The organism is Vibrio sp. K4 (assembly GCF_051122595.1).
Lineage (GTDB): Bacteria > Pseudomonadota > Gammaproteobacteria > Enterobacterales > Vibrionaceae > Vibrio > Vibrio owensii.
Genome location: NZ_CP178578.1, coordinates 1,415,655 through 1,438,645, shown reverse-complemented (window position 1 = coordinate 1,438,645; position 22,991 = coordinate 1,415,655). Strand labels below are relative to the sequence as shown.

The window sequence follows — 22,991 nt, the reverse complement described above, 5'->3', positions numbered from 1 at the left end:
CGATTAATAAACCTGTTTAATATAAATATAAAATAAATCAAAAGCAGAACGTCGAAGTGACAAGAATTAAATATATGTAGAATATATTATTTGGTCACGCTCATTGTAGCACGCAAAAATAACAACATGACGTTTATTAAAGGATATAAAAAAGGACGCTTTACTAGCGTCCTTTTCGTTTTTATTTCTTATTGCTTGCCTGCTTATCGAGTTGTGGCAAGGCTTTAGGTATCACCCACTTGAAGCGTTTTGGCTTCAACGCTTGTATCCCTTTCCAAAGAGCATTCATCAAGCTTGCGTCCTCCTGCCCCTCTTGTAGGCGCTGTGAACGCTTCTGCCAAACGTCAGAGTCACTGGCTTTACTCATTTCAAGACCACCTGTGTTGCTTCTCAACTGCTTATACAAGCTTGCTCGAACATCACCCCATCGGTTTGCTTTCACCATTCGTCTGAACACTAACCAAGGAGGCGTAGGACGAGAACGATAATAACGGTGAATGCTCAAGACGGCGATAACGAGAACAAATAGCGTCACTGCGCAGCCAATCAACCAGCCAGAATAAGCTCGAACAAAGGATTTGAATGTATGCTTGGCTTTGAAGGTCTTACCCTCAATCACCACCGTTTCCAGCTGTTTACTCTGGCTATTCCACCATTGGAACGTATACTCAGGCAAAGTGAACTCACCACCCTGTTGGATCACATACACGCTTTCTTCGATGCGACTCGATTGGTAATCGCCACGCGTTTGCTTATCATCTAAGCGGTTTGGTTGAGGATAGGCTTGATAGCTGGCAGTAGAATCATTGGATAACAAGTCTGGAAGCAATACTGACAGGCTGTCTTGTGCATTGATCGTAATGGTGCGAGTGATTGCATCGCCGACTTTCAGCTCATCGTTAGACGTTGTCCATTTCTGATCCACACTCACCTTAGTCGCAGTAAACCATGCAGACTCATCACTGAGCAATCCAGAAGGCATAGACGCTTCAAACTTAATTGGCTGCGTATAAAGCGTACCAGCGACCTTCGAACCATCAGGCGCAGAGACTTGCACACCAACAGCGACAGGTGGAATCACAAACTGACCCGAGGCTTGCGGATACAAAGTTATTTCCCAACGCTGACGAGACCAAGTCTGTCCCCCTTTGCGCTCGGTATAGTTGGTTGCTAATTGGTTACGCTGCTTTGCAATCACGTTAGGGATTTCTACGCTGCCAATGCGTGTACCACCTGTGAACCAACGAGGCGTTGCGACTTCGATGTACAAAATCACCTGCTCATTCACACTGAACTTAGGTGCTTCCTTCCTATCGGTCCCTGCTCCCTGCTTACCAACCCATGCTAACAATTCAACATTATCGCTGCGCTGCAAGTCTTGAATGTCTTGTGCGTTCGCCAAACCAGTAAAAAACAAAGTAAACACCATCAAGATAGTGCTTAGACGCCCAACAATAGAGTCAGCGCCAAGCTTGAATACATTCATCATTGTGCTTGTTCCTCTTCTTGTTGTCGTTGCGGTCGTGGCTTCGGCTCCGTTTTCACGGGCTCACGCAGTTGAATTTGGAACTTAGCACGCAAGAAGTACTTGGGATCAGCCTCTACGCGTTTTAACCACTTATCCGCCAGCTCTTGGCTGCCAAGAATTTCGTTCGCATTGAGTTTCTCTTTCAGCATTAACTCAGCAGCGGTTTTTTCGTCTGCCCCATCTGCCGTTTGCGGGTTGTCACCCAGTTCAAACGACTCTTCGGGTCCATCTGTTGTCCCCGCTTGGCTTTCACTGGTGCGGTTTATCTCTTCGACAATACCACCAATGACTTTTAGGTTGTGCTCGACGTCTGGTCGCAATTGATCGCTCAAGGTGTCTTTATCTGCCAGTGTTTGCAATAAATTACGCGCTGCCAAATACTCACGTTGACGCGCCAACGCACTCGCAGCGTTGTACAAGCCATAGTCTTTTACCGCATCTGATGGATTGTTTTGCATCTCCAAGAAAGCCGTATGAGCCAGTTTGTACTCGCCAGCATAGTAATAAGCCGTCCCTTTTCGCAACGGATCCGTAAAGTGCTTCGCTGCCTCAAGGTATTCGTTTTTGTTGAACAGGCGCTGCCCTTGTTGGTTTGGCGTAAGCCATAAATCCCACCACCATTGAGACGCTTTATCCCAGACCGTAACCTCTTGCACCACTTCGGGCTTATCCGCTTTGAGCGAGACCGTTTCAGCCATGACTTTTGGCGTCATAAACAAAGACGTTGACACCATCGCGACAACACACCATTGCACTAACCACCCTTTGCGGAACCAAAGCATCATGATGAGCGCAATTGGGAACAACAGTTGATAACCCATGTCTTTCCAAGGCATTGAGGATTCACCATTGAGTTGCATGTTTCGCTCAACAAAACGATTCAGCTTCTCTATGTCACTATTGTCTACCGTCACTTCCACAAGGCGTCCACCAGTCGCGCTGGCAAGATTATTTAACGAGTCCAAATCGACCGGGTTGTTAGAAACAATGTCTGAGTTACCCGCAGCCAAGATAAGCAATTGATAAGGCTTGTCAGCGAAGTAGTTTTTGTAAGCGGTAATAGTTGCAGGATTAACCCCATCCGTGACCAACAGAACCGTCGAACCCGGTTGGTCTTGTAATTGTCGGTCAATCAAAGGCAGCGCCGTTTCAGCAAGTTTACCTTCAACCGGCATAATTTCTGGTGTTATCGCAGCAAGAAACGGTTCGAATACTTTACTGTCCTGCGTCACAGGCATCGCAACATGAGCAGACCCCGCATACACAACTAGCCCAGTACTGCCTCCTTTTCTTGCTGCCAATAGGTCGCGGATCTTTTGCTTAGAGCGCTCCAAACGGCTTGGCGGAAGGTCTTTTTGCAACATCGAATCGTTGTTATCCAACACCACCAACATGGAGGCTTTATCCTCTCCAAATGGAGAAGCTTGGCGCTCCCACGAAGGGCCGGCACAGATGACGATGGCAATCGCCACTATCACCATAAGTAGCTTGAGCGGCAGTTGCTTTCGCCAACCATAGTCACCAATCGTTAAGGCTTTACGTAGGTGTTCTGGAAGAATGTCTTTCCAGCTAGGTTTGGTTTCTTCTCGCCACCTCAACCAAAGCAAAAGAAACATTGGGATGAACGCCAATAGCCACATTGGACGAATGAAATGGAACTGTGTGAAGAACTGTTCTAGTCCCATGCTAGAGAAAGGAGAATCAAACATGGCGTTCTCCTTTTACGTTTTCTGCTTGCGTGGAAGCTCCACTAGTCACAGATAGTCGACGACGCTTAAATGTCGCTAACGTGAACGCGGCCAAGTACATCACAACGACTAAAGCCATTAAATAATGATGCAAGCTTTGCTTGGGGCGATACGTGGTGCTTTCATAAAGCTGGGGCTCTAACTTACCAATCTCATCATAGGCTTTAGCAAGTTCGTCGCGATTGAGCGCTTCAAACGCCTCACCACCAGATTCTTTTGCAATACGTTTGATCGTATTCATATCTAGCGCAGTTTCACCCACAGTTTGTGGATCACCCATTGCAATCACGTGGATACGTACATCTTTGGTTTTTGCTACTTTCGCAGCATCAATCGGCTCCACGAAACTTCCCGTATCATTACCATCCGTTAGCACGATGGCGACTTTCTCTTTGCTCTCTTCTACGTCGGTGCGTGACTGTTCGCTTTGCTCAAACACCTTAATCGCCAAACCAATTGCATCACCTAAGTGGGTACTCTGCCCTGCCATCGCCACATCCGTTTGGTTAAGCAGCTCTAACCATACTTTTTGATCAGGCGTGAACGGAGTTTGCACAAATGCTGCGTCGCCAAACAAGATCAGACCTAGACGGTCGCCTTTGCGCGTTTTAGCAAAATCGCTCAACACTTCTTTGGCGGCATCAAGGCGAGTGATCTTTTCTCCGGTTTTGGACGTGAAGTCTTGCTCTGCCATTGAGCCAGACAAATCGACAACGACCATGACATCACGCCCTAAGCTTTCACGCACCTGTGGCTCACCAAGTACTGTCGGCTTTGCCATTGCGGTCACGACCAAAAGCCAAGAAATAATCAGCGTCGCACGCTGCCACCAGCTCGGAGTCAGTTGGCTTGCGCCTTCTGATGGCGTTTCGCCAATGGCGTCCACAAGCTGACTAAAAAACGGCACTTTGATGGCCATTTGTTTGGTGCGGTAAGCTGGAACGAGGAAATACACTACCAAAGGCAGTGGCAAGATGATGAACCAAAGCGGATGCTCAAACTCAAAACTGCTCATGCCAAGCCATGAAGCAAGAAGATCACCCATGGCGACCTCCTTTTAATGCACGCGCTTTGTAGGCAAGCGTGCGCTTTTCAATGTTGTGAGCGTTCTCATCGTGCTCTTTCACCCACTCAGTTGCGCGTTCAAGAAGTTGTAAACGCTCTGTTTTTACCAGTTCAACACTTGGGTCAACGATACTTTGCAGCCATCGCTTCGAGACTTCGTCATCAAACATTTTATGCTTGGGGTTAAGCTCATCTAACTTGCGTAGGAACGCAGTATCAAACAAGCGAGCATGAGAGCTATCAAGATGAATCAAGACGATTTTCAGAATCGAGAACAATGCTTTCGGCATGCTGGCGTCATCTGGTGTTAAACGAGAAATCGCTTCAATAGCTTCTTTACGGTAGCGGTTATCCCACCAATGGTGTGCCAGTCGGTAGCCGACATACATGAGTACAATCGCACCGACAATGGCAAGGATCTTCCAACCAATGGTTTGTGGCACCCAGCTGACGCTTTCTGGCACCGCGACATCATGCAGCTCACGCAGAATATACGTGCTTGGAGGCGTGTGTAAGTCTGTCATTTATCGGCCTCCAACGAGTTTTTGGAATTGAGTAATGTGGTCACCTGTTGTATCGATTTCGATATGAGGCAGCTTTTTGATTGCCATGAGCTGTGCCAGTGATTGACGTTGTAACTGGGCTTTCTCAACCAAACTGGCGCTGGCTGCATCGACTTTGGCTTTACTGTCTAGGTTTAGCTGGTAACGACCATCACCAATCACCCATTTCACTTTCGCCAAATCTTGCGGAAGCGACTGCTCTAAAGGATCGCTTACCATCACCGCGAGAACATCGTTGTGCTGTTGAAGCTGCTTAAGGTGATCAAGATGGTGCTCTTCGCAATCGCGCCAATCACTGATGAAAATCAGCGTGGATTGTTTTAGCTTCATCCGTTTGATGAGCTCAATCCATTTACTGAACGTCACTTTGTCTGAATCTAACGAGTCCACATTTAAGCGCTGGTTGGCTTGAGAGAGTCGCTTCAGTTGAGCGAGCAAATCGTTTTGGGAACGCTGGGCCTTGCTGTGATATAGAGCAGAATCAGAGGCGATAACAAACCCGACTCGGTCACCATCTTTCAAGACTCGCCAACCACACATAGCCGCTACTTCAGCAGCGACCACAGATTTCATGACCTCGGTCGAGGCGAAAAACATCGCACTGCGCTGATCTACACAGACAATCACATTACGATCTTTTTCTTCGGTGTAACTGCGCACATGAGGCTTGCCCGTGCGCATGGTGACTTTCCAATCTAGGTTTCGGATGTCGTCCCCTAGTTGGTAGTGACGAAGTTCTTCAAAGTTCAAACCACGTCCGCGGAACAATGAGTTATGACGACCAGAAAGCACACTGCCCGCTTTTAAGTGAGGCAGTAAGCTGAAAGATTCGGCTTGCGCTTGTAAGCGCACCAATCGTGAGTAATCGCAATACAAGCGAGGGTCGAGCCCTTGGGATTGAGGAGCAAGCGTTGGCTTTGCCATAGTCCCTCCCGCTTATCCGATTTCTACACAATCAAGCAACTCTTGCACCACACGTTGATGATCAACACCATCGGCAAGTGCATCGTAAGATAGTGAGAAGCGATGTCCCAGTACCGATGGCACCATTGCACGCACATCATCAGGCGTTACATGGTCACGCCCTTGTAGCCACGCATAAGCTCGAGCACATTTGTCTAACGCAATTGAAGCGCGAGGACTTGAGCCGATTTCGATCCATTTTTGTAGCTGGGAATCCGTGTAACGCTCTGGTTTACGTGTCGCCATCACAAGCGCCACAATGTAGTTCTCGACTAAATCGGAAACAGTAATGTTTGGTAATTGGCGTCGCGCTTCAATAACAAGCTCTGGTTCAATGTGTTGTGGCGTCACTAATTCGCTACTGGTTTCTGAACCCAACTCTTCGCTGCGCACCAAGCGAATAATGTCACGCTCTGCTTCATCTTCTGGGTAGTCGACGGTCACTTTCATAATGAAGCGGTCCATCTGCGCTTCTGGCAATGGGTAAGTACCCTCTTGTTCCACTGGGTTTTGCGTTGCAAGCACCATAAACAACTCAGGCAAGACGTGCGTCTTATCACCCACCGTAATCGTGCCTTCCGCCATGGCTTCTAGCAGTGCTGCTTGTACTTTTGCTGGCGCACGGTTCACTTCATCCGCCAACACAATGCTGTTGAAGATTGGTCCCGGTTGGAAGTGCAACTGAGGCTTACCATCCAACTCTTGGTACACTTCGGTACCTGTTACGTCTGAAGGTAATAAGTCGGGAGTAAACTGAATACGACCAAAGCTGGTGTTAAGTAGGTTTGCAAGTGACTTTACCGAGCGCGTTTTTGCCGTTCCCGGTAAGCCCTCTAAAAGTACGTGACCATTGGTCAGTAACCCTATCACCAAAGCCTGAACCACATGGCTTTGTCCAATGACGCTTTTTTCAGTTTGTTCGATTAATTCATTAATGGCTTGTTGTGCGTGGTTCATAGTCTACCTATTGAGTTTACGGGAGCCTGAGCGTTAAAAGTTGAGTATAAGACTGAAAGTAATAACTAAAGGTTATATTCGCTATATTCACCTGAGTTGTAAGACTTTATTAACCTTGATATGCCAACCAGAATTGGCAGCGAATGGTCAAAGAACATTTTTATTCCCGGACACAAGTAGTTTAGACCAGCCTCACCATTCGGCGCGGTAAGTAGCCGATTTTTTGGGCATTCTCCCCAGCAATACTTCAAATATGGGCAATCAAGGCAGTATTGCGGCAAAGAAGACTTTTTCACCATGCCAAAGCTGTATTGACGAGTCGAGATTGCAATTTCATTCAGAGATCGGTCATGAATGTTAGCCAGCTGGTATTCCGGATAAACGTAGTGATCACAGCTAAACACGTCTCCATTGTGTTCAATCGCTAGACCCTTGCCGCAGAACTCTGCACTAACACACAACTGCGAAGGCATCCCCATCACCCGCGCGACGGCGGTTTCGAACAGGTTGACTAAGACTCTGCCAAGATCGTTGTTCACCCATTCTTCAAATACAGCAATCAGAAACTCGCCCCACTCTTCTGCATCGACCGACCAATCAGTAACAACCGACATCAAATGCCCCGGCTTTGCTAATTCGCTGCCAAGTTTTGGCGACATGTTTTCTTTCCAGAAATGAGGAGCAGTTTGAGTGAAAGACCGAGGTTCAACACAAGGTGTGAATTGGATATAAGTGACACCGAGTTCTTGAGTAAGAAAGCGATACACTTCGAGCGGATATTTGGCGTTAAAGCGGTTTACTGTCACCAACGCATTGAATGACACATTATGACGCTTCATCAGATCAACGGCTTGCATGACGCGTTGAAAGGTCGGTTTGCCACTTCGGGTTTTGCGGTATTTATCGTGAATAAATGCAGGGCCATCTATCGATAGACCAACCAGAAAACCATGGTCATGCAGAAACTGACACCACGCCTCGTTCAATAAAAGACCATTGGTTTGAAGATCGTTTTCGATGCGTACGCCCGGTTTAGCGTATTTGTTCTGCAGTTCGACAATCTTTTTGAAGTAATCCACCCCCAATAGTGTTGGCTCACCACCCTGCCAAGAAAACACAATCTCGTCACCGTCTTGGCTTTCGATATAGCTCTTTATGAATGCCTCAAGTGTTGCATCATCCATTTTTGGTTGAGTGCCTTGATTGAGTAATTCATCTTTATGCAGATAAAAACAGTACTGACAATCGATATTGCATTTCGCCCCGCCCGGTTTCGCCATCACGTGAAAACGTCGTTCGACTTTTCCACTGTTAGATGCAAACGCCGTTTTGAGAGGAGTTAAAGCCATTTGAGTGGTATGAATGTGAGTTTGTTTTTTCATAAAGAACGATCTCGAAAGCAGAAGAAAGTCAGCGCCCAAGTTGGGCGCTGTATTTAAGGACAATAACTAGGGTCTATCGACCTGTGGACAAAATGTTATTTCGGAACAAACGAGCCCGGAGCCATACGCGGCGGGTACTCTTTGAAGGTTTCCATGACCTCTTTTACTTTTTCAACCGCAGGCATCATCAAGAATGAACGTTCGTACATCCAACGGTCGTAACCCATACCAGTATCGCCACGCTCAAATGGGTCGATACTCAAATCATAGATTTGTGGTACACGGAGTTTGGTAAATGGTTTCTTCCAGATATCCAAACCGGTTTCGTTTTCTTGGATCATGAAGTGGTATTTGTATTTACCGTAGCGTAGAGCCAGTAAATCGCCGTCATCACTCCAGTAAACAAACTCGTTGCGAGCAGACTTGTCCGTTTTACCTGTTAGGTATGGCAGTTGGTTGTAACCGTCTAAGTGAACGTTGTAGTTCATATCGCCCACTTTCTTGCCTTTTAGCAGCTCTTCTTTGACGTTGCTGTTGCCCGCGGCAGCGACCAATGTTGGTAAGAAGTCTTCCAGAGACACAATGCCGTTAAACGTCGTGCCCGCTTGGATATGACCCGGCCACTTAATTACTGCAGGAACACGGAAGCCACCTTCCCAGCCAGTGTTTTTCTCACTACGGAATGGCGTCATACCCGCGTCAGGCCACAAGTTGATCATTGGGCCATTATCTGTGGTGTAAACAATGATGGTGTTGTCATCGACGCCAAGCTCTTTAATCTTATTGAGCAAGTGACCAATTTGATCATCGTGCTGCTTCACACCATCGGCGTAGAAACCTGCGCCTGTTTTACCTTTGTAGTCGTCTGGAACGTGCGTGAAGTTGTGCATACGCGTGGTGTTAAACCACGTAAAGAATGGCTTGTCGGCTTTGACTTGTTTCTCGATAAACTTCTCAGCTTCATCTAGGAACTCGTCATCAACCGTTTCCATGCGTTTGCGCGTCAATGGACCCGTGTCTTCAATCTTGCCATCCGCATAAGAGTGGATCACACCACGAGGACCGAACTTCTTCTTGAATTCAGGATCTTGTGGGTAGTCTACGTTCTCCGGCTCTTCTTCCGCATTTAAGTGGTAAAGGTTGCCAAAGAACTCGTCGAAACCGTGGTTGGTCGGCAAGTGTTCATCGCGGTCACCAAGGTGGTTTTTACCAAATTGGCCCGTTGCATAACCAAGGTCACGTAGCAGTGTCGCAATAGTTGGATCTTTCTCAGAAATCCCTTCTTTCGCTCCTGGCAAACCTACCTTAGACAAGCCCGTACGTTTTGGCATTTGTCCCGTGATGAACGCAGAGCGACCTGCGGTTGAGCTTTGCTGAGCGTAGAAGTTGGTAAACTTAGCACCGTCTCTTGCAATGCTATCAATGTTTGGTGTGCTGTAAGCGAGCATTCCACCGTTGTATGCACTCAAGTTCCAGTAACCGACATCATCACCAAAGATAACGAGAATGTTAGGCTGTTCTGCCGAATAAGCGGTCGCTGATGCCGCTCCAATCGCAAGCGTACAAGCGTTTAATACCAGCTTCTTGCCGCGTTTTTTATCGTGGTTTGCCATAAAAGGGCTCCATAAATCCGTTGCTGCTAATCTTGGTAGAAAATCAGATACCAAGATTTGATTAAGATAAAACTTGTTATTTGACGGATAAATAGAGTTCAGATACGTTGATATATAAATTTAGTTTATGGGTAACGAGATGGACTTAAACTTGATTCAAACTTTTTTGGTGGTGGCTGAGTATCAGTCCTACACCAAAGCGGCCGACCATTTAGGCCTTACGCAACCTGCGGTGAGCGCTTCGATTAAACGGCTCGAACAAGTGGTCGGAAAACAGCTTTTCGTCAAACAAGGACGAGGGATCGCCCCTACTTCGACCGCGTATCAACTCATGCCGCAGTTTCGTCAGGCAGTGAGCATCGTAGACAACGCCATTTCAGAAAGAGCCACTTTTCAAGTCTGCTGCTCCGAAACCTTACTCCACAGTTTAAATCCGATTGAAAACGTGGTTTTCCACGAGTCTCCACCGGAAAAGTACTTGTTGTTTGAACAAATTCGTCAGCAAAAAATGGACTTAGTGATTGATACCATCATCACCAAAGACTCTTCTTTCGTGATTGAAAACGCCTACGATGAACCTGCAATGATCATCTGTCGTCAAAGTCACCCAAGAATCCAAGGGACGTTGAGTCGGGAGGATTTTTATCGTGAAAATCACTGTATGTTTTCAGGTAAATGGAATAACACTTCTGGCTTCGAACAGCTGGCAAAAGAGCCGATTCAGGAGCGAAATGTAGAGATCGTTACGTCATCGTTAGCAGGTATGGCAATGTACGTGGCACAGCGAGATTGCTTAGGTGTCGTCTCTCGTTCGTTCGCGATGAAATGGAGTAAGGCACTCAAGTTACAGGTCCTTGAGTGCCCGATAGAAATCGACCATATTCCTTATAAATTTGTGTATCACAAGCGCGATGAGCACAATCCTGCTCATCAACGCTTAAGGGAACAGGTCAAGCAACAACTTGAGTTTGCCCATGCCGCTCCTATTGATTTATAGAAGCTCTTAAACGCTGAATCACATCAGCTGGCGCAAACTCTCCTAGTTGCTTCAAACACTGCTCAAAAGCAAATGCAACAGAGCCGTCTTTGTAGTTTCTCGCAAGCACCTCACATTCCGCAAACAAGTGCTGTGGGTTGCCACCTACTTTGTAAGCGGTGTTCAACGCTTTGCTGGCCGCAAGCACGTCTGATTTCTCCAGAGCGAGCCCATAAACATACCAATACTGTGGGTTTCGCTCTGCGGTTTTCGCCGCTTGTTTTAAGTATTGGTTGGCTTTCACACTGTCACCCACTCGCAACCAAGCTAAACCCGCACTGTATGGCAAAGCACTCGATTTCGGCTGAGCTTCAATCCCTGCCATCAAGGTTTCTAATGCTTTTTTGTCGTTGCCCTGTGCACGATACAAATCGGCTAAGTTTGCATAGCTGTTCTCGAAATAAGGTTCAATTTCAATCGCCTTTTGGTAAGACGCAATGGCTTTGTCTGTGTCACCAAGGTCTCGATAGACATTCGCTAGGTTCGTTCGCCCAAAGCCTCGGTCAGCATTAAAGCGTTGGATTGCCATGTAGTCTTCCAATGGCTGTTTGATCTTGTCACGCTGCAGAGGATTCATTTCCGGATAATGGCGAACCAGTGCACCTGCGGCTTCTGCACGCACAGATAAGACTGGGTCGCTCAATAATGGTTCGAGGATTTGCCAACGGTCACTGAACTCATAACCAGAAGACCCAGCAACAGCCCCAAGACGAATCATGTCACTTTCATGCTTAACCGCACGAGCCAGAGATACCAAGGTATTTTGTCCGGTATTGCCGCCCATGCGCTCTAACGCAGAGGCACGAATAATGTCACTCAACGATGAGTCTTGAGCGGAGTACGCTAACGCATCAGGCGCGCCACGATGACCAATAGAATCGGCGTAGAATGCCACCGCAAAGTGTTGTTGGTTACGGTATTTCGAATTCGGGAACCATTCGCCTATTTTCTGATCCGCCCACTGGTTGGTTTCGTCTTCATGGCATGATGTACAGACGTTTGGCGTATTGATGTGTTGGCTTAGATCTGGACGTGGCACATGCCAGCTGTGGTCACGACGTGGGTCAACTTGCATGTAGGTCGTTTCCGGCATGTGGCAAGTGGTGCATTGGGATGCCTCAGTATTTGCCTCATGGAACGTGTGATTCTCCGGCATGTAGTCAGACGCAATATGGCACTGAGCACAAACCGCTTCTTCAGGGATTTTTAACTCTGCGGTATGAGGGTCGTGACAGTTGGTACAGGTTACCCCTTTCTCTGCCATGGCTGACTGTAAAAATGAGCCATAAACGTAATCTTCATCGTAGATTTGACCATCGTGATAATAGAGCTCTGGTGTAATTAAGCTGAGGCGATATTTATCTAGGAAGGAGCCTTGAACGTGGTCTTCACTTTCATTTAACTGCGTACGACGACTGTGGCACTGCGCACAGGTTTGTACTTGATGAGTCATCACGATTTCTTTTGGCTGGAGCGTGCTGTGCCCTTCTTCGTAGACCCACTCTTTTACTGCCATACCTAAATCTCGGTCAAAACCATAGTGGTTCGCTGAGGCGATGGTATTCCCCGATTTTTCCGCTTGTTTGGCAAGCTCTACGTGTTCACTGGCTGGGCCATGACATGCTTCGCAACCGACATTGATTTCTGACCAGGTCGTCGAATACGTATTGGCTGTTGCATCGTAGTTCTTTTCTAGATTGGTTGAATGGCAATCGGCGCACATGAAGTTCCAATTCTGACCCGTGTTCGTCCAGTAGAACTCATCTTTTGGGGTGGTATCGGGATAAAGATGGAACCAGCGCTGTCCGCCTTCTTGCTTGGTTCTCGAATCCCAAGCGAAAGGAATTAACTGCACACGTCCGTCTTCGAATTCCACCATGTATTGTTGAAGCGGATCCCACGCAAAGGTGTAGCTGATTTTGTAGTCATGCCACTCACCATCAGGCCCTTGGATATTGACCCAATACTCTTCCCCTTTTCGATAGAAGCGATTTGGCTTCCCTTCAAAGGTGAATGTGTGGTCATCAAAGTCACCGAGAACAGATTCCGCATCGGCGTGACGCATCGCCATATCGTGATGAGAACCTTGCCACGCTTCGGTTTCTTTCTTGTGGCAATCAATACACGCTTCACTACCAACATAGGTAAGCTGCGAGGAATCGATTGATTTAGGTGTGTCCGTCCCGACTTGCTGCCCAACAAGAGGTTCTTGTGAAGAAAGCGTTTCTTGTGCAAACAGAGAAAAACTGACGAGCGCTGCTAGGCCGATCAGAGCCTGCTTCCAACATGCCCACTGAGTCATAACTGTCCTTGTGTGTGATTCTTTTTATTCTAAAAACAAATATAGTTGAGATTTTGAGCAAAATGACTGAAATGTAAGAAAAACTTCCAGCCGACATCACAAAGAGGCTCATTGAGCCCCTTCGTTTTGTTAACTAATAAATCTATTGATGGTGATTCTCTTGAAGCTTTTCCATTACTTGATCAAGAGAGAAGCTGGCTGCTTTCTGTCTTGGAGGGAACTCTTCAAACGTCGCCAAGAATTTACCCACATAGGCTTGCGCAGGAACCAGCATATAGGCATGGTCAATCACCCAATCGTAGTATGTATTAGACGTCACATCAGCCACTTCGTATGGGTCCATGCGTAGGTTAAAGATTTTAGGTACTCGCAGTGGCGTGAATGGTTCTGCCCAAAGACGAAGTGTGCCTTGTGCACGTTGCTCTAAGAACACGATTTTCCAATTATGGTAACGAAGTGAACTCAAATCACCGTCATCAGTGAAGTAGAAGATCTCTTCACGAGGGCCTTGTTCTGTTTTACCGGTTAAGTACGGCAAGAAGTTGTAGCCATCAAGGTGAACTTTAAACGTCTTGTTCCCTGCAGTATGACCTTTCAACAGTTTTTGTTTGATTTGGTCATCACCCGCCGCAGCAAGTAGTGTTGGCATCCAGTCCATGTGGTGCATGATTTCGTTAGAAACAGTGCCCGGTTCAATCTTACCCGGCCAACGAACCATCGCAGGAACACGGTATGCCCCTTCCCAGTTGGTGTTCTTCTCCCCACGGAATGGCGTTGTGCCTGCATCAGGCCACGAGTTCATGTGTGGGCCATTATCGGTCGAGTAGAATACGATGGTGTTGTCTGTAATGCCTAGGTCGTCCACTTTCTTCAACAGTTGGCCTACGTGGTTGTCGTGCTCAACCATCCCGTCGGCATAAAAGCTGATGCCAGTGCGGCCAAGGTTGTCCTCTTTGACGTGAGTACGAAAGTGCATGCGGGTTGCATTCCACCAAACGAAAAACGGTTTCTCAGCCTTTACTGCACGATCCATAAAATCAAGCGCCGCGTCTAATGTTTCTTCGTCAACGGTTTCCATGCGCTTACGCGTTAATGGCCCCGTATCTTCAATCTTACCGTCAGCGAAAGACTTAATGACACCGCGAGGGCCAAACTTCTTACGAAACTCCGGATCTTTCGGGTAATCCACATTCTCAGGTTCTTCCTCGGCATTCAGGTGGTAAAGGTTGCCAAAGAACTCATCAAACCCGTGATTCGTAGGAAGGTGCTCATCCTTATCTCCTAAGTGGTTTTTACCAAACTGACCTGTCATATATCCCATCGGCTTGAGCATTTCTGCAATCGTTGCGTCTTCTGCTTGCAGCCCTAAATCAGCCCCCGGAAGACCAACTTTACTCAAACCTGTTCTCAGAACCGATTGTCCAGTAATGAAAGTCGAGCGACCCGCAGTACAAGATTGCTCACCGTAGTAATCGGTAAACATCATGCCTTCGTTGGCAATGCGGTCGATGTTAGGCGTTTTGTATCCCATTAATCCAAATGTATAAGCACTGATATTCGATTGGCCAATATCATCGCCCCAAATGACCAATATGTTCGGTTTCTCTGCGGCAAAACTACTACTCGTCGCCCCAATAAACGCTGTGGTAAGAATGGCTAATCGGCGTTTCAAACCGTATTTCGTTCTCATATAAACCTCTGTTTAGTAATGTAATGTGCCTCCTGCACAACAAATTTATATTTCACGAATCAATGAGACCAATAGGCATAAAATAAATCTCACCCAAACTTAATGCCTAGCGAATTGGGCATTTCGTCCAGTTATATAAGCAAAGTAACCAGACTCCATTCTCTACCCTAAAACCGTATGGCACTTGGTTTAACATGGGGTTAACGATGATGACAAAAGCTGAATCCAAGGCAAAAAAAAGAGGCTCCGAAGAGCCCCACGTTTACTTGCAATCAATTTATTTATTGTGACTTTCCTGCAACTTCTCCATCACCTGATCAAGTGAGAAACTTGCTGCTTTTTGTCGCGGTGGGAATTCTTCGAACGTTGCTAAGAATTTACCCACATAAGCCTGTGCTGGAACCAACATGTATGCGTGGTCAATCAACCAGTCGTAGTATGTATTCGACGTGATGTCCGCCACTTCGTATGGATCCATGCGTAGGTTGAAGATCTTAGGCACACGTAATGGTGTAAACGGTTCAGCCCAGATACGTAGTGTTCCTTTTGCGCGCTGCTCTAGGAATACAATCTTCCAGTTGCGGAAGCGAAGTGAACTCAAATCACCATCATCAGTGAAGTAGAAGATCTCTTCACGTGGGCCTTTCTCTTCTTTACCAGTTAGGTAAGGCAAGAAGTTGTACCCATCGAGATGGTTCTTAAATGTCTTATCACCTGCCGTGTAGCCTTTTAGCAGCTTCTCTTTGATTTGATCATCACCCGCAGCGGCTAAGAGCGTTGGCATCCAGTCCATGTGGTGCATAATTTCGTTGGAAACGCTGCCCGCTTCAATCTTACCAGGCCAACGAACCATTGCAGGAACACGGAATGCACCTTCCCAGTTAGTGTTCTTCTCACCACGGAATGGCGTTGTACCCGCATCTGGCCAAGAGTTCATGTGCGGGCCGTTATCGGTTGAGTAGAATACGATGGTGTTGTCTTTGATGCCCAAGTCATCCACTTTTTTCAGTAGCTCGCCTACTTGGTTATCGTGTTCAACCATACCGTCAGCATAGAAACTGATGCCTGTTTTGCCCAAGTTTTCTTCTTTCACGTGAGTACGGAAGTGCATGCGTGTTGCGTTCCACCAGACAAAGAAAGGCTTGTCTGCTTTCACTGCTCGATCCATAAAATCAAGTGCCGCATCTAACGTTTCTCCATCTACCGTTTCCATACGCTTACGCGTTAGAGGACCGGTATCTTCAATTTTGCCGTCAGCATAGGATTTAATAACACCGCGAGGACCGAATTTCTTACGGAATTCTGGATCTTTCGGGTAGTCCACATTCTCAGGTTCTTCCTCGGCGTTCAAATGGTAAAGGTTGCCAAAAAATTCGTCGAAGCCGTGATTGGTTGGAAGGTGTTCGTCTTTGTCGCCAAGGTGGTTTTTACCGAACTGACCTGTCATGTAGCCAAGTGGTTTAAGCATTTCTGCAATCGTTGCATCTTCAGCCTGAAGACCCAAATCTGCACCCGGAAGGCCAACCTTGCTTAAGCCTGTTCTCAATACCGTTTGTCCGGTAATGAAGGTAGAACGGCCTGCAGTACAAGATTGCTCGCCGTAATAGTCGGTGAACATCATGCCTTCTTTCGCAATGCTATCGATGTTCGGTGTTTTGTATCCCATTAAGCCAAATGTGTAGGCACTGATATTAGATTGACCGATATCATCGCCCCAAATGACCAGAATATTCGGTTTCTCTGCTGCGATACTGCTACTTGTCGCGCCGATAAAAGCAGCGGCAAGAATCGCTAATCGGCGTTTCACGCCATAATTCGCTGTCATATAAACCTCTGTATGTAATAGAAAAGTGCATCCTGCACACAAACGTATAGCTCACAAAATAGACTAATGCGAATCAAATAGCATAATTATACTTTGGTTAAAACTAAGGTCTTATATCCCCATTTAGAAAGCGGATTAACGTGACCTGAGTCTCGCTTCAGTTTTCCCCACAAATCCTAAGGTCGAAACAATCAACTGATAAAACAACAAGTTATTTCTCTACATAACTTATGGTTATAAACACTATAAAGCGACATTCTTCAATTGCATCATTAACTTAATAGCCAACGAAGCATGGGCGGTACCTAAGCTTCTTTTCCAACTTACAACCAATTTGGAGTTTTTATGGCTAACCAAATGAGCAAGCTGGCTGTCGGTCTCGGCGTACTGGCAACCTCAAGCGCAGCAGTGGCGGCAGACAAACCAAACATCCTAGCGATCTTTGGTGATGATGTTGGTTACTGGAACATCAGTGCATACAACCAAGGTATGATGGGTTACGAAACCCCGAATATCGACCGTATTGCAAACGAGGGTGCACTATTTACTGATCACTACGGTCAGCAATCTTGTACTGCAGGCCGTGCAGCATTTATCACAGGCCAAGAACCGTTCCGTACTGGCTTGCTTACAATCGGTATGCCAGGCTCTACTCACGGTATCCCTGATTGGGCACCGACCATTGCAGACCTACTTAAAGGTCAAGGCTACATGACGGCTCAGTTTGGTAAGAACCACTTAGGTGACCAAGACCAACACTTGCCAACTAACCACGGTTTCGACGAGTTCTTCGGTAACCTTTATCACCTCAATGCTGAAGAAGAACCAGAAACTTACTACTACCCGAAAGATCCTGAGTTCCGTAAAAACTACGGCCCTCGTGGTGTAATCAAGTCTTTTGCTGACGGTAAGATTGAAGATACAGGCCCAATGACGCGTAAGCGTATGGAGCACGCGGATGAAGAATTCCTAGAAACGTCACTGGCGTTCATGGAAAAAGCCGTGAAAGCAGACAAGCCATTCTTCATCTGGCACAACACCACTCGTATGCACGTTTGGACTCGTCTACAAGAGAAATACCAAGGTAAATCAGGTGTAAGTATCTACGCTGACGGTATGCTTGAGCACGATGACCAAGTAGGTGTTCTACTAGACAAACTTGATGAGCTAGGTGTGGCTGATAACACCATCGTTATCTACTCAACCGATAACGGTGCAGAAACAGTAACATGGCCTGACGGTGGTGCAACACCATTCCACGGTGAGAAAGGTACCACTTGGGAAGGCGGTATGCGTGTACCTCAACTTGTTCGTTGGCCTGGCGTAATTGAACCAGGTACTAAGATCAACGAAATGATGGCGCACCAAGACTGGCTACCAACACTAATGGCTGCAGCTGGCGTTCCTGACGTGAAAGAGAAGCTAGCGAAAGGCTACAAAGCGAACGGTAAAGACTGGCGCGTACACATCGACGGTTACAACTTCATGCCTTACTTCCAAGGTAAAGAAGAGAAAGGCCCTCGTGAGTCACTACTTTACTTTACAGCGAACGGCGAGCTAAACGCAGTACGTTGGAATGACTGGAAACTGAACTTCGCGGTTCTTGAAGGTGATATCTCTAACGCGATTCGCTTCTCTCCAAACTGGCCACAAATCATCCACCTACGTGCTGACCCATTCGAGAAAGCACCACACGAATCAGGTATGTACCTGCGCTGGATGGCTGACAACATGTGGTTGTTCGTACCTATCCAAGACGTTCTTGGTGAATTCTTCAAGACACTGCCAGATTACCCAATGCAGCAAGGTCAGATGATGAACCCAGCGTCAATTAGCTACCAATCTCTTGGCCTACAAGGCAAGATGAAGCAGCTAGAGCAACTTCAGCAAGAAGTTAAAAAAATGAACTAGTTTCTTTTGCAACTACCGAAAAAGCCCACCGATTTAGGTGGGCTTTCTTTTTGTCGCGACCTTCCCCGCTTAAGCAAAACTTCTAAACATGTCGCACTTTGAAGCCTCTTTATAAATAACTGATAGCTTTCTCATTCATCACGTTGATTTTAAGTAAGTCATTATTGATAATAGTTCGCATTATCGATAATGAGTGATATGTCAACATGTTTAGCCCAACGTCAGCCCCCGTTCAGCCAAAGCCAAACTGGTCATCGAGTTCACCCGTTCCTGCTCCTTCAATCTTATTGGTCGAAGATGACCCAGATCTCAACCTTCAACTCACGCGACTACTTAAAGAGCAACGCTATCAAGTCATCTCGATGTTTTGCGGGGATGAAGCCGTTAAGGTTTTTCAGCAGCAAGACTTTGATTTGGTCATACTCGATGTCAACCTCCCTAACCTCGATGGTTTCGAAGTGCTTAATGTCATTCGTTCTCAGTCACAAACACCCGTAGTTATGCTGACTGCATTTGGTGCAGAAGAATATCGAATTCAGGGTCTTAAATGCGGAGCGGATGATTACATCACCAAACCCTGTAACTTCACCGAGGTGAGTTTACGCATAGAAGCAATTTTACGTCGCACCCAACTCACCAAGCTGCCCAATTCCGCAACGCAACTCAGTGAGAGAGAGTTACTTCTCGATAAGCAAACTCACACGGTAACAATCCATCATCGCCCTGAGATGGACCCCATTCAATTAACACCTATTCAATTTAAACTGTTGTGGACGTTAATCGAGCACCGCGAAGAGGTTCTGAGTAAACCCTTCCTTTACCAGACCGTACTAGAGCGTCAATTTAGCCAATATGACCGAGCCCTAGACATGCACTTAAGCCGCGTGCGCAAACGTCTTATCGCGGAAGGTATGTCGAACGACCGTATCCAGACCGTGCACGGCAAAGGGTATATTTTCAAATGAAGAAAATGTTGTTCTGGCGGCTGTTTGTCGTGTTATCTCTCGGAGTGGTCATCTTCTTTTCTTTGATTCATAGCGCTGCCATTCTTTCTAATGAAAAGATGAGCTATCTAAAGAAGTCTCACCGTCAACAGATCCTCGACTGGGGCTCTACAGCACAAACCTATATCGACCAGCAAGATTGGCAAGGTTTGGACACTTGGTTAGAAGAACTCGCTGCTAATGAGTCTACTTGGGCAACGGTTCTGCAATCACACCTAGATGTAAAAGGCGGCAATCCACTCAACGAGCGCTTTTGGGAAGGCTACGGCATTGGTCGAAGTGTTGAGTGGAAAATCCACCTCGATTTTCCAGATAATCCAATCATGGAAGTACCGCTTTCTCCTTTTGGGTATCATTTTCTGATTCTACTGCCTGATCGAATGCGCCCCGGCACTTACATGTCCCATGCGTTTTGGTTGTTCCGGTTTGTAATTCCATTTCTCTCTTTGCTGGCACTTACGGTGTATTTGTACCGTTACGTCATGCGTCCATTGCAGCAGTTCCACCGAGCAAGCCAAGCTTTCAGCCAAGGGGATTATTCGGCGCGAATTGGGCAAACCATGAAGTTAGGCAACGATGAAATAAGCCAAGTCGCGCGAACTTTCGACAAAATGGCTGAGCGAACCTCAGATGTGATTCAACACAACAGAAACTTAATCGCTGACATGTCACATGAGATACGTACCCCACTCGCTCGTATAGAAATGGCCATAGACTGCGTCGATAAAAACATTGAGCGCGAGCAAATGTTGCAACGCATTAAAAGTGATACTCATAAGATGCGCAGTACAGCAGAAGACACTCTCACCCTTGCATGGATTGAAAACGAACAACCGAACCTCAGAACGGAAGCCTTTGACTTAGCGGAACTGGTTGAAATCATCGTTGAAGATGCACGATTTGAATACCCCGATAGGCACCTGTTCCTGCAGCAAGATGAACCACTACCGATCCGTGACTCCAACCAAATGGCACTCAGCCAATCGTTAGAAAACGTCATTCGCAACGGTTTACGTTACACCCAACCCAATGAAGCGCTAAGAATTGAGGTGCGAAACAGTGGCGAGCATTATCAAATCGTCATCACCGACTCCGGGCCCGGTATCGACCCAAGTTTGTATCAACAAATGTTCAAACCTTTCTTTAAAGCCAATAATCAAGTCGCATCACGTAAGGGCTTTGGTGTTGGGCTGGCGTTAGCGAAAAGGCACATTGAAGCCGTTGGCGGCAAGATCGTTGCCTACAATGCGCCAGAGCGAGGTTTAGTGATGGATATTACCTTGCCCAAACGACGTTAAGCATCACGCGTAACAAGGATTGTAACAGTTGTAAAAATCGTTTACTCAGCGTGGAAGAATCACCAAAATCTCACTCGATAATAATTCTCATTAACAATGGAGGTTACGGTGTCTGCTTCAACCGTATTTAAGCTAAGCCCACTTACCATCGCGCTTTTAGTGGCGTCGCAAGCGACTTACGCCAAGGACGATATGGAAGTTATCGAGGTGACCGGTCACACACCGGAAGGTGTCGATATCTCGATAGACTCTGACCAACTAGCTAAGTCCCAAGCTCAAGATCTTAATGACATTTTCAGAAAGGATGCCGAAGTCAGTGTCGGTGGCTCATCAGGTATCTCTCAAAAGATCTACGTCCGAGGTCTAGAAGATACGATGCTGAATGTATCTATCGATGGGGCAGAACAATCCGGTAACCTATTCCACCACCAAGGTCGATTATCTATTGAGCCAGAGTTGCTTAAACAAGTCGATGTGAGTGCAGGCGCTGGACGAGCAACAGACGGCCCTGGTGCACTTGGTGGCGCAATTAAATTCACCACAAAAGATGCACACGATCTACTCGCTGCAGACCAAACCTACGGTGCAATGTTGAAAGGTGGCTACTACACCAACAATGAAGGCTACAAAGTATCGGCAAGTCTTTATGGTGAAGTCGCCGATCAACTTGGTTTGTTGGCATCATTCGGCTACATCGATGGTGACAACATTCAAGATGGCAAAGGTGAAGAGCAGCCTTATACAGCGCTAGAACAGCAAGTTGCCCTCCTTAAGCTATCTGGTCAACTCAATGACGAACACTACCTCTCAGTAAGCTACGACTATCGTAATGACGATGGACGACGCTTGAATCGCCCGCACTTCCAACCAAGTTTCAAAAACGAACCTTTAGACCAAGAGACGGATCGTTCTACATTCACCTTAAACCACAAATACAGCGCGAGTGACCTATTCAATCTCGATACGACCTTCTACTACACGGACAGTCGTCTTGCCCACAAAGATCACCCACGTTGGGGAACGAGCGATGGCTCAATTCAAACTTCGGGCGTGAAGATCTTCAACACTAGCAAACTCACCGACCATACTTTGGTTTACGGCCTAGATTACAAGAAAGACAAATCAGAATTTGAGACCAATTACGATGGCAAAAAGGATGATGAAGAGAAAGGCACTGTCTACGGTTTGTTTGTTCAAGACGATTGGATGCTGACAGACGCTCTCATTCTCACCGCAGGTGCTCGTTATGATTGGTATGAACTTACCGACAACATGGACCAAGACTTTGACTCAAGTGGCTTTAGCCCTAACGTTGGTATCAATTACAACGCCTTTGAAGGTTTGAACCTATTCGCGAGCTATGCGGAAGCGTTTCGTGGGCAACAAATCAAAGAGTTATTTGTCATCGACTACCGCGAAAATGATCCAAACCGTAAGCCAGAGGAAGCGCGCAACCTAGAGCTGGGCGCAAGCTACCAGTATGACGAATTCTTTGCTGGCTTAACCTTCTTTGACAGCACCATCAAAGATGTCGTCACTAATCAAGGGGCCGTGTACACCAATGTTGGCGATTTAGATAACCAAGGCATTACCGCCTACCTAGGTTATGCGATTTCAGATGTGTCAGCTCGCTTGAGTTACAACCAATCACGCCCAGAACTCAATGGCACTCCACTTTCGGATGAAGACTCTACCCTAGGCACATCAATCGGTGACACTTGGGTGCTTGATCTTATCTATCAACCGATGGAAACACTGGAGTTTGGCTGGAATGCTCGATTTGTTGAACGTCTAACCGACGTGGCGGACCCAAGCGTTCATCCAGAAAAGCCAGGCTACGGCGTACACGATGTTTACGCATATTGGATGCCAATTGCTGACGAAGAGTTATCTCTAACCCTGTCTGTGAAGAACGTATTCGACAAATATTACTTTGACCATGCGTCGTACATGGCATACATCGGTAGCCCTGTCGCCCAAGGCTACGCAAGCCCGGGGCGAGACTTTCGCTTTAACGTGACTTACGCGTTCTAGGTTTGTCTCTTACTTTGGCATTGACCTAACAATAACAACCCGGAAATCGGAGCAATTTGCTCCGATTTTTGG

16 protein-coding genes are annotated in these 22,991 nt (G+C 46.8%); 5 read left to right on the top strand and 11 right to left on the bottom strand.

Going from position 1 to position 22,991, the window contains the following annotated elements; genetic code table 11:
- Positions 1-181: 181 nt before the first annotated feature.
- The 8 genes from ACLIIY_RS23980 to ACLIIY_RS23945 all read right to left on the bottom strand — a co-directional run bounded on the left by ACLIIY_RS23980 (position 182) and on the right by ACLIIY_RS23945 (position 9,819).
- Positions 182-1,489: a BatD family protein gene (locus ACLIIY_RS23980; RefSeq protein ID WP_434528645.1), complete on the bottom strand. Its 1,308-nt coding sequence runs from the start codon at positions 1,487-1,489 to the stop codon at positions 182-184.
- Positions 1,486-3,237 (bottom strand): vWA domain-containing protein, encoded by a 1,752-nt coding sequence (locus tag ACLIIY_RS23975; RefSeq protein WP_050941013.1) that lies wholly within the window; start codon positions 3,235-3,237, stop codon positions 1,486-1,488. Before ACLIIY_RS23975 ends, ACLIIY_RS23980 begins: the two co-directional genes overlap by 4 nt.
- On the bottom strand, positions 3,230-4,321 hold the full coding sequence (locus ACLIIY_RS23970) for a vWA domain-containing protein (protein WP_434528644.1): 1,092 nt from the start codon (positions 4,319-4,321) through the stop codon (positions 3,230-3,232). The genes ACLIIY_RS23975 and ACLIIY_RS23970 overlap by 8 nt, the downstream gene beginning before the upstream one ends.
- Complete coding sequence (locus ACLIIY_RS23965) at positions 4,314-4,865, bottom strand: DUF4381 domain-containing protein (protein WP_191118062.1); 552 nt, start codon at positions 4,863-4,865, stop codon at positions 4,314-4,316. The genes ACLIIY_RS23970 and ACLIIY_RS23965 overlap by 8 nt, the downstream gene beginning before the upstream one ends.
- Positions 4,866-5,828, bottom strand: a complete 963-nt coding sequence (locus ACLIIY_RS23960; protein WP_038896274.1) for a DUF58 domain-containing protein — start codon at positions 5,826-5,828, stop codon at positions 4,866-4,868. It abuts the gene before it with no gap.
- A gap of 12 nt (positions 5,829-5,840) precedes the next feature.
- Positions 5,841-6,824: an AAA family ATPase gene (locus ACLIIY_RS23955; protein WP_122070700.1), complete on the bottom strand. Its 984-nt coding sequence runs from the start codon at positions 6,822-6,824 to the stop codon at positions 5,841-5,843.
- Positions 6,825-6,889: 65 nt separating this feature from the next.
- Positions 6,890-8,206 (bottom strand): anaerobic sulfatase maturase, encoded by a 1,317-nt coding sequence (locus tag ACLIIY_RS23950; RefSeq protein ID WP_434528643.1) that lies wholly within the window; start codon positions 8,204-8,206, stop codon positions 6,890-6,892.
- 95 nt (positions 8,207-8,301) lie between these two features.
- Positions 8,302-9,819, bottom strand: a complete 1,518-nt coding sequence (locus ACLIIY_RS23945) for an arylsulfatase (protein WP_045414723.1) — start codon at positions 9,817-9,819, stop codon at positions 8,302-8,304.
- A 127-nt stretch (positions 9,820-9,946) separates the two neighbouring features.
- On the opposite strand from ACLIIY_RS23945, the gene ACLIIY_RS23940 reads away from it, so the two are divergent.
- Positions 9,947-10,816: a LysR family transcriptional regulator gene (locus ACLIIY_RS23940; RefSeq protein WP_132697035.1), complete on the top strand. Its 870-nt coding sequence runs from the start codon at positions 9,947-9,949 to the stop codon at positions 10,814-10,816.
- Here ACLIIY_RS23940 and ACLIIY_RS23935 read toward each other — a convergent pair.
- From ACLIIY_RS23935 to ACLIIY_RS23925, 3 genes are all read right to left on the bottom strand, one after another.
- On the bottom strand, positions 10,803-13,157 hold the full coding sequence (locus ACLIIY_RS23935; protein ID WP_434528642.1) for a tetratricopeptide repeat protein: 2,355 nt from the start codon (positions 13,155-13,157) through the stop codon (positions 10,803-10,805). The two genes, ACLIIY_RS23940 and ACLIIY_RS23935, sit on opposite strands and share 14 nt — an antisense overlap.
- A 142-nt stretch (positions 13,158-13,299) precedes the next feature.
- The gene (locus ACLIIY_RS23930) at positions 13,300-14,847 is read right to left on the bottom strand and encodes an arylsulfatase (protein WP_434528641.1); all 1,548 of its coding nucleotides are present in this window, start codon (positions 14,845-14,847) and stop codon (positions 13,300-13,302) included.
- 277 nt (positions 14,848-15,124) lie between these two features.
- Positions 15,125-16,672 (bottom strand): arylsulfatase, encoded by a 1,548-nt coding sequence (locus ACLIIY_RS23925; protein WP_434528640.1) that lies wholly within the window; start codon positions 16,670-16,672, stop codon positions 15,125-15,127.
- A gap of 345 nt (positions 16,673-17,017) precedes the next feature.
- Here ACLIIY_RS23925 and ACLIIY_RS23920 point away from each other — a divergent pair, with 345 nt between their 5' ends.
- From ACLIIY_RS23920 to ACLIIY_RS23905, 4 genes are all read left to right on the top strand, one after another.
- Positions 17,018-18,583, top strand: a complete 1,566-nt coding sequence (locus tag ACLIIY_RS23920; protein ID WP_005437756.1) for an arylsulfatase — start codon at positions 17,018-17,020, stop codon at positions 18,581-18,583.
- Positions 18,584-18,789: 206 nt separating this feature from the next.
- Positions 18,790-19,548, top strand: a complete 759-nt coding sequence (locus ACLIIY_RS23915) for a response regulator transcription factor (RefSeq protein ID WP_434528639.1) — start codon at positions 18,790-18,792, stop codon at positions 19,546-19,548.
- Positions 19,545-20,885: a sensor histidine kinase gene (locus tag ACLIIY_RS23910; protein ID WP_434528638.1), complete on the top strand. Its 1,341-nt coding sequence runs from the start codon at positions 19,545-19,547 to the stop codon at positions 20,883-20,885. The genes ACLIIY_RS23915 and ACLIIY_RS23910 overlap by 4 nt, the downstream gene beginning before the upstream one ends.
- A 108-nt stretch (positions 20,886-20,993) precedes the next feature.
- Positions 20,994-22,919: a TonB-dependent receptor domain-containing protein gene (locus tag ACLIIY_RS23905; RefSeq protein WP_434528637.1), complete on the top strand. Its 1,926-nt coding sequence runs from the start codon at positions 20,994-20,996 to the stop codon at positions 22,917-22,919.
- Positions 22,920-22,991 lie beyond the last annotated feature (72 nt).